The organism is Pseudomonas sp. 2VD (assembly GCF_005503585.1).
In the GTDB taxonomy this organism is placed as follows: Bacteria; Pseudomonadota; Gammaproteobacteria; order Pseudomonadales; family Pseudomonadaceae; genus Pseudomonas; species Pseudomonas aeruginosa.
This window is the reverse complement of sequence record NZ_SCND01000411.1, coordinates 1-4,969: the sequence shown is the minus strand read 5'-3', so window position 1 is coordinate 4,969 and position 4,969 is coordinate 1. Positions and strand designations below refer to the sequence as shown.

Genomic DNA, 4,969 nt, shown 5'->3' with positions numbered 1-4,969 from the left:
GGGCGGCAACGGCGGCCTGGTGGAGACCTCCGGCAAGGTCAACCTGAGCATCGCCGACAGCGCCTACGTCAGCGTCGCCGCACCCTACGGCAACGGTGGCACCTGGCTGCTCGACCCGACCACCCTGCGCATCGTCGCCTCCGGCGGCACCTCAGGTTCGGTGGGGGGCGCCAACGGCGCCAGCGGCGATGCGACGGTGAATGCCTCGGTGGTCACCGGGGCGCTGGCAGGCGGCAAGGTGACCCTCAGCGCCAGCGACCGGCTGTCGGTGGAAGCGCCGCTGATCACCAGCAACCTGGGCGGCGCCAGTCGCGGCCTGGAACTGATCGCCACCGGACCTGCCGGTGCGGTGGATATCTCTGCGCCGATCCTGTTCCGCAACGGCAGCCTGGCAATCCGCGCCGGCGGCAACATCAACTTCCTCAGCGGCGGCACGCCGCAGACCAGCGGCATCGTCGACCTGGGTAGCGGCACCCTGTGGATGCAGACCAGCACCGCCGGCAAGATCAGCCAGCAGGCCGGTACCGCGCTGATCGCCGCCAACCTCGCCGGCCGTGCCGGTAGCATCGACCTGACTTCCTGGGACAACTACGCCGGCAACCTGGCGCTGCAGACCTTCAACGGTACGCTCAAGTACCGCCAGAGCAACGCCACCGGCGTGACCACGAGCGGCACGGTGTTCGATCCGTTCATCAACCAGAGCATGACCGGCACCGTGCAGAACATCGTCTCCAGCGTCGGCACGCGGATTCTCGATGCCAACAGCGTCGGCACCACCGGTAACTACACGCTGACCGCCGACGGCAACAGCGAGTTCGACCGCCTGGTGTTCACCGCGCTGCCCTATCGGCGGGTCAGCGGTTCCGCCAGTTTCCCGACCAACGACTCGTCGGACTACCTGGTGACCAACCTGCGCTACCAGGTCAACGGCAGCAACGTCACCGCCACCCCGAACGGCGGTGCGCCCAGCGGGTTCACCGTCGCCGCCGGCAACGGCAGCGTCACCACCTGGACCGGAAACTGGGGCACCAGTTGGGGCGTCAAGGGCTTCGGCGGCGTGATCGGCGTGACCGACGAGCTGCAGTACGACGTCGGCACCGGCCTGACCGAGGAACTGATCTTCGGCCTCGGCGGCAAGACCAGCCGCGTCGATACCCGCCTGGACCTGTTCATGCGCGAGGGAGCGTTCAACAGCTTCGCCGAGCGCGCCCAGGTGGAGATGTTCAAGACCACCACCACTGCCGGCGACATCCTTTCCCGCCAGCAGACCGCCACCCTGACCGCCAATGACGCTACCCGCGTCTACGGTGATGTGAATCCGACTCTGACGGCCACGATGTCCGGCATCAACGCCATCGACGCCTACGTCAACAGCCAGTTCAACGACCTCTACCAGGCGACCGCCAGCACCACGGCGACCCAGGCGTCGAACGTCGGGCAGTACGCGATCACCGGTAACGCCAATGGCAGCGAGTATTTCAGCCAGCGTTACCAACTGGTGCGCCAGGACGGCAAGCTGACCGTCACGCCGGCGCAATTGATCGTCAGCGCCGACGCCAAGACCAAGGTCTATGGCGACGCCGATCCGACCCTTACCTACCAGGTCAGTGGCCTGAAGAACAGCGATACCGCCGCTGGCGTGCTGAGCGGCAACCTCGGCCGGGTGGCCGGGGAGAACGTCGGCAACTACGGGATACTTCAGGGCGGGCTGGGCCTCAACACGGCCAATTACACCCTCAGCTACGTCGGCAACGACCTGCGCATCACTCCGGCGCAACTGAACGTGATCGCCGATGCCAAGAACAAGGTCTACGGCGACCTCGATCCGGCGCTGACCTACCAGGTCTCCGGTCTCAAGCGCGGCGATACCGCCGGTGCGGTCCTCAACGGCGGCAGCCTGAACCGCGTGGCTGGCGAGAACGTCGGCGTGTACGGCATCAACCAGGGTGGACTGGGCCTGGTCAGCAGCAATTACACCCTGAACTACCAGGGCAATAACCTGACCATCACCAAGGCACTGCTGAATGTGATCGCCGATGCCAAGACCAAGGTCTATGGCGATGCCGATCCGAGCCTGACCTACCAAGTCAGTGGCCTGAAGAACGGCGATACCGCTGGCGCGGTGCTTAACGGCGGCAGCCTGAGTCGCGTGGCTGGCGAGAACGTGGGTGTGTATGGCATCAACCAGGGCGGCCTGGGTCTGGTCAGCGCGAACTACGACCTGAGCTACCAGGGCAATAACCTGACCATCACCAAGGCACTGCTGAACGTGATCGCCGATGCCAAGACCAAGGTCTATGGCGATGCCGATCCGAGCCTGACCTACCAGGTGTCCGGGCTGAAGAACGGCGACACCGCCGGTGCCGTGCTCAACGGCGGCAGCCTGAGCCGCGTGGCTGGCGAGAATGTCGGCGTGTACGGCATCAACCAGGGCGGCCTGGCATTGAACAGCGGCAACTACGATCTGAGCTACCAGGGCAATAACCTGACCATTACCAAGGCGCTGCTGAATGTGATCGCCGACGGCAAGACCAAGGTCTATGGCGACGCCGACCCGAGCCTGACCTACCAGGTCAGCGGCCTGAAGAACGGTGACAGCGCTGGTTCGATCCTGACCGGTGGGCTGAACCGCGCCGCAGGCGAGAACGTGGGTGTGTATGGCATCAACCAGGGCGACCTGGCATTGAACAGCGGTAACTACGACCTGAGCTACCAGGGCAATAACCTGACCATCACCAAGGCACTGCTCAATGTGATCGCCGATGCCAAGACCAAGGTCTATGGCGACGCTGACCCGAGCCTGACCTATCAGGTCAGCGGCCTGAAGAACGGTGATACCGCTGGCGCGGTGCTCAACGGTGGCAGCCTGAGCCGCGTGGCTGGCGAGAATGTCGGCGTGTATGGCATCAACCAGGGCGGCCTGGGCCTGGTCAGCGCGAACTACGACCTGAGCTACCAAGGCAACAACCTGACCATCACCAAGGCGCTGCTGAATGTGATCGCCGATGCCAAGACCAAGGTCTACGGCGACGCCGACCCGAGCCTGACCTACCAGGTCAGCGGCCTGAAGAACGGTGACAGCGCTGGTTCGATCCTGACCGGTGGGCTGAACCGCGTCGCAGGCGAGAACGTGGGTGTGTATGGCATCAACCAGGGCGACCTGGCATTGAACAGCGGTAACTACGACCTGAGCTACCAGGGCAATAACCTGACCATCACCAAGGCGCTGCTGAATGTGATCGCCGATGCCAAGACCAAGGTCTATGGCGATGCCGATCCGGCACTGACCTACCAGGTTTCCGGGCTGAAGAACGGCGATACCGCTGGCTCGGTGCTCAATGGCGGCGGCCTGGTTCGTGTCTCCGGCGAAAACGTAGGCAACTATGCGATTCAGCAGGGTGGCCTGGGTCTGGTCAGCGGTAACTATGACCTGGCTTACCAGGGCAACAACCTGACCATCACCAAGGCACTGCTCAATGTGATCGCCGACGCCAAGACCAAGGTCTACGGCGATGCCGATCCGAGCCTGACCTACCAGGTCAGCGGCCTGAAGAACGGTGACAGCGCCGGCTCGATCCTGACCGGCGGGCTGAACCGCGACGCAGGCGAGAACGTGGGTGTGTATGGCATCAACCAGGGCGGCCTGGTGCTGACCAGTGGCAACTATGACCTGGCCTACCAGGGTAATGACCTGACCATCACCAAGGCGCTGCTCAACGTATTCGCCGATGCCAAGAGCAAGCAGGTCGGCACCGCCGACCCGGCGCTGACCTATCAGGTTTCCGGCCTGAAGAATGGCGATAGCGCCGGTCAGGTGCTCGCCGGCGGGCTCGGTCGGGTGGGCGGCGAAGCCGTAGGCCAGTACGACATCCTCCAGGGTGGGCTTGCCCTCACCAGCGGCAACTACCAGCTCAACTACCAGGGCAACCTGCTGAGCATCCTGCCGCTGCCGGTCACGCCGGGCGACCTGGGGCAACTGGCAGCGCTCTCCGACTTGCGCGAACTGCAGAAGGGGCGCGATCCGGATACCCCCGGGGATGCGGTCTACCGCACCACCACGCTGGAAAACCCGTTCCTCGAAAACCCGTTCCTGCGCGCCTACGCTCTGGGCATGGACGTCAGCGATCCTAACCTGCTGCCGGCTACCGCCGCGGGTCCGGCGGAGGACGCCAGCGCCAAGCGGGTGGGGCAGTTCACCGATCGTCCGCTCAGGGCAGAGGCCGAGAGTGGGGCGGGTTGCTCGAACCAGAGCTACCTGGCCGACTACTGGAGCTGCTTCAACAAGCCTCTGAATTTCTAACCCTTTTCGCAATGCGCACTATCGTCTCCGGGCGGTAGTGCGTCATCTGCCCGAGGTGAATGATGAAACCTTCGCAATGGACGCTTCGCTGGGTGACGCTCTGTGGCTGCGGGATGCTGGCAGCTTCCGCCGCCGCCGTGGAGTTGCCAGGGACTGTACAGCCATCCCAGCTCGATGAACGCTTCAAGCCCCGCAGCGAGCCGCAGGCCAAGCCCGAGGCGCCGCTGGTGGTGCCCAAGCAGGTCGCGCCGCAAGGCAGCGAACAGATCCGCTTCGAACTGCGCGAGATACGCATCGAAGGCAACACCCGCTATGACAAGGCGGTGCTCGAGTCCTATTACCAGCATATGCTCGGCAAGCAGGTGTCCCTGGCCGAACTGGTCGACCTGGCCAACCGCCTCACCGCCAAGTACCGCCAGGACGGCTACCTGTTGACCCAGGTAGTGGTGCCGGAGCAGAGCATCGAGGGCGGCAAGGTACGCCTGCAGGTGATCGAGGGTTACCTCGAACACGTGCAGATCAAGGGAACCGTCGATGGGCCGCGGGTGCGGGTGGAGGAACTGCTCGCACCGCTGACCGAAAAACGTCCGCTGGATGCCGATACCCTGGAGCGCGGCCTGCTGCTGGTCGGCGACCTGCCGGGGGTCAACGTGCAGAGCGTGCTCAGCC

1 protein-coding gene and 1 pseudogene are annotated in these 4,969 nt (G+C 64.4%); both read left to right on the top strand.

The features are described 5' to 3' along the window. Nucleotides 1-4,300, top strand: a 4,300-nt coding sequence (locus tag FFS27_RS28445) for an MBG domain-containing protein (protein ID WP_137952367.1), incomplete at its 5' end; no start/stop codon positions are given. A gap of 62 nt (nt 4,301-4,362) precedes the next feature. Then, nucleotides 4,363-4,969: pseudogene (gene cdrB / locus FFS27_RS28440) on the top strand (two-partner secretion system transporter CdrB); the annotation flags it as partial.